At 44.7% G+C, this 3,811-nt stretch carries 3 protein-coding genes; 2 read left to right on the top strand and 1 reads right to left on the bottom strand.

Going from position 1 to position 3,811, the window contains the following annotated elements; all coding sequences use genetic code 11:
- Positions 1 to 143: 143 nt before the first annotated feature.
- Positions 144 to 863 carry a DNA/RNA nuclease SfsA gene (gene sfsA, locus PX636_RS19680; protein WP_288118414.1) on the bottom strand — a complete coding sequence of 240 codons (720 nt, stop codon included), beginning with the start codon at positions 861 to 863 and terminating at the stop codon, positions 144 to 146.
- A gap of 257 nt (positions 864 to 1,120) precedes the next feature.
- On the opposite strand from sfsA, the gene aroC reads away from it, so the two are divergent.
- Positions 1,121 to 2,221 carry a chorismate synthase gene (aroC, locus tag PX636_RS19675; RefSeq protein ID WP_002798327.1) on the top strand — a complete coding sequence of 367 codons (1,101 nt, stop codon included), beginning with the start codon at positions 1,121 to 1,123 and terminating at the stop codon, positions 2,219 to 2,221.
- Positions 2,222 to 2,234: 13 nt separating this feature from the next.
- On the top strand, positions 2,235 to 3,437 hold the full coding sequence (locus tag PX636_RS19670) for a glycosyltransferase family 4 protein (protein ID WP_012265183.1): 1,203 nt from the start codon (positions 2,235 to 2,237) through the stop codon (positions 3,435 to 3,437).
- Positions 3,438 to 3,811 lie beyond the last annotated feature (374 nt).

The following is a 3,811-nucleotide window of genomic DNA, read 5'->3' as shown; positions in this document are numbered from 1 at the left end:
TATCAAAAACCTTGACAAATTACCTCAAATATGTATCGACAAAATCCCCATTAGAGGCACAGGTAACTGTGTCTCTAAGCTTTTCAAGGTCAGTTGCGGTCTGGGGGATTTTGTCAAAAGCCGGCCGATCTAAACTACTCGTTTCACAGCTGCAATTCTGCTAAACCTAAATAATAAATTCCCGTGGGTGTCACTTGGAAGCGACAGGGTAAAACTTTGACTCCTTTAGCCACTGCTTGACGCAATAACTGCCCGTATTTAGTATCCTTACTATCCCCCGGAGCAAATCGGTAACAATCACCCCGATTAATAAAGTAGAGCATAATCGCCTCCGCTGCCGGCAATAAAGCCATTAATTCCTGTAAATGCTTCTGTCCTCGCGTGGTGACAGTATCGGGAAAAAGTGCCGTTTCTCCCTGATTCCAAGTGGTATTTTTAACCTCGATATAGGTGAGGGAATTATCCTCATGGGTCAAAAGAAAATCAATTCTACTGCCATTATTTTGACCGTAGGCCACTTCCGATCGCACCTCGGTTTCATTTTTGACCAAATCGGGAAAAACTCCTTGCAACAGGGCATTTTTCACCACCTGATTAGGAAGATTGGTATTAACTCCCACCCAAGTCTCCCCCAGTTGAATCATCTCCCAGGTATAAGCTAATTTTCGCTTCGGGTTATCACTACGGGAAAGATAAACCGGTTGACCTTCTACGCATACATCCGTCATCGGTCCGGTATTAGCGCAATGGGCCGTAATTAATTCTCCGTTGTCCAATTGTATATCGGCAAAAAAGCGTTTGTAACGTTTAATTAAAATACCCTTGACAAGAGAAGGATAAGTGTGAACCAACAAGGAAGTCATCAAATTTTCGCCAGGCTATATCAAGGTAAAGAATAGCCTTTTTTTGGGAATCTTAACCTGAAGACAGTAGATAGGGATTTAGGGAGATAGGGAGATGGGGAAATTTCGGCTAAATTCCCCACTACCCCACCACCCCACCACCCAATTCATAATTCATAATTCATAATTCATAATTCCCAACCCCCAACCCCTATTCCCGAAAAACCGATAACCGTTCAGGTACAATAAAACCTTGAGGCTTAATAGACATTGAGATTATGGGTAACACTTTCGGACGACTATTTCGGGTTTCCACTTTTGGAGAATCTCACGGGGGTGGGGTAGGAGTGGTTATCGATGGTTGTCCCCCGCGCTTAGAAATTTCCGAAGAGGAGATTCAAATCGATTTAGACCGTCGCAAACCGGGACAAAGCAGAATCGTGACCCCGCGCCGAGAAAATGACATTTGTGAGATAATTTCGGGCGTTTTTGACGGCAAAACCCTCGGTACACCGATCGCTATTTTAGTGCGGAATCAGGATGCTCGTTCGCAAGATTACAACGAAATGGCCGAGAAATTCCGACCTTCCCATGGGGATGCCACCTACGAAGCAAAATACGGCATTCGCAACTGGAAAGGAGGAGGCAGATCTTCGGCCCGGGAAACCATCGGCCGGGTGGCCGCAGGAGCGATCGCTAAAAAAATCCTTAAATCTGTCTATAATGTCGAGATTATCGGCTATGTGAAGCGAATTAAAGATCTTGAGGCAATCATCGACCCCAACACCGTCACCCTCGACGAGGTGGAAAGTAATATAGTGCGTTGTCCCAACGGGGAAACGGCCGCCAAAATGATCGCCCTGATCGACCAAATTCGCCTGGATAAGGACTCGATCGGCGGTGTGGTGGAATGTGTAGCCAGAAATGTGCCGAAAGGTCTAGGAGAACCCGTTTTTGATAAGCTAGAAGCCGATTTAGCTAAGGGGATGATGTCCTTACCCGCGAGTAAGGGATTTGAAATCGGATCGGGATTCGCGGGAACCTTCTTAACCGGCAGCGAACACAATGACGAGTATTTTATCGATGATAACGGGGAAATTCGCACCACGAGCAATCGTTCGGGGGGTATCCAAGGGGGAATCAGTAACGGTGAAAATATTATTATCCGCATCGCTTTTAAACCCACCGCGACTATCGGTAAAGAACAAAAAACCGTGACGCGCACTGGGGAAGAAACCACCCTGGCAGCCAAAGGAAGACACGATCCTTGTGTTTTACCCCGAGCGGTCCCCATGGTAGAAGCGATGATGGCTTTGGTATTATGCGATCATCTGCTCCGTTTTCAGGGACAATGTACGATTAGCGATCGCTTTTTCTAAACCTTTACCTGCGATGAAATTTTTATTCCTTCATTCCAATTTTCCCGCCCAATTTCGCCATTTAATCACGGTTTTGGCTCAAGACCCCGGAAATCAAGTGATTTTCGGCACTACCAGGCAAGAGGGAGAGATAGCGGGGGTAAAAAAATTTATTTACAAGGAAAGTCGCGCTGTTTCTCCCCAAACCCATCATTATGTCCGTCCCCTCGAAAGTGCGGTTTTGCAAGGTCAAGCGGTTTATGCTGTTTGCCAACAACTGAAAAATCAAGGATTTTATCCCGATATTGTCTATGCACATTCTGGCTGGGGGCCAGGCCTATTTATCAAGGATATTTTCCCGAAAACTAAGTTTTTAGCCTATTTTGAATGGTTTTATCATGCCCATGGTTCCGATGCTGATTTTGATCCGGCGGATCCGCTTAATGCTGATGCCGAGGCCCGGATTAGAATTAAAAATGCCCCGATCCTCATCGATCTGGTCAGTTGCGATCGAGGTTTATCGCCGACTATCTGGCAAAAACAACAATTTCCCCGCGAATTTCACTCTAAACTCACGGTTTTACACGATGGCATCGATACGGACTATTTCTGTCCCCGTCCCGATGTGCAGTTAGTCATTCCAGAGATAGGTTTAGATTTATCCGGTGTTAAGGAGATTGTCACCTATGCAACCCGGGGAATGGAACCCTATCGCGGTTTTCCCCAATTTATGACGGCTGTTTCCCTAATTTTAGCCCGTCGGCCTAACTGTCATGTGGTGATTGTCGGGGAGGATCGGGTTGCTTATGGGAAAACTCTACCGGACGGCAAAACCTATAAACAATTGATGTTAGAAAGCCTTTCTTTGGATTTATCCCGGGTGCATTTTACCGGTTCTCTGCCCTACGGTCAATATAAACAGGTTTTACAGGCATCGGCCGCCCATATCTATCTTACTCGTCCTTTTGTGCTTTCTTGGTCAATGTTAGAGGCCATGGCCATGGGTTGCGTCGTGATTGGTTCCGATACTCCCCCCGTGCGAGAATTAATTACTGATGGGGAAAATGGTTTATTAGTGGATTTCTTTTCTCCTCAACAAATAGCCGATCGCGTCGATGAAGTGTTAGATTATCCCCAGGGTTGGCAAAATCTGCGTTTAAAGGCCAGGGAAACTATCAAGCAACGCTACGACCTCAAGCAATGTTTACAGGATCATCTAGATTGGTTATTGAGTTGATGAAATGAGAGCATTTTCAAAAAAATACTGTCTTTTAAAGGATTAATATCGCTATTAAATCCTTTCTCTGACAATCCTAATTCCTTCCCAAGCAGGAATATTACCTGCTCGTCTTTCTTCTAATAATACGGAGGCGATGAAACGGTTAAAAACTTGTTCCCTTTCGCTGGAATATTGAAAATTTAATTCTTGGCATTCTGCAACTGTTAAGTTAACCCATAATCTTTAGATAGGCGGAAAAAATCACCATTTTATATTGTTATGTTGATTCAATATTTTTTATCCCTGCTCTAAATTCCCGCAGTGCTTGAGCATGATTTTCTGTATTAATACAGCGCATCAATGAACCTACATCTAAACTCGGTAAAAGTTGC

The sequence above is a fragment of the Microcystis sp. M53598_WE2 genome (assembly GCF_030067735.1).
Lineage (GTDB): Bacteria > Cyanobacteriota > Cyanobacteriia > Cyanobacteriales > Microcystaceae > Microcystis > Microcystis aeruginosa.
This window is presented reverse-complemented; position numbering and strand designations above follow the sequence as displayed.

Bases quoted from the DNA above. Each gene is read 5' to 3' on its own strand.
- aroC (WP_002798327.1), top strand. From the start codon at position 1,121: ATGGGTAACACTTTCGGACGACTATTTCGGGTTTCCACTTTTGGAGAA.
- PX636_RS19670 (WP_012265183.1), top strand. From the start codon at position 2,235: ATGAAATTTTTATTCCTTCATTCCAATTTTCCCGCCCAATTTCGCCAT.
- sfsA (WP_288118414.1), bottom strand. From the start codon at position 863: ATGACTTCCTTGTTGGTTCACACTTATCCTTCTCTTGTCAAGGGTATT.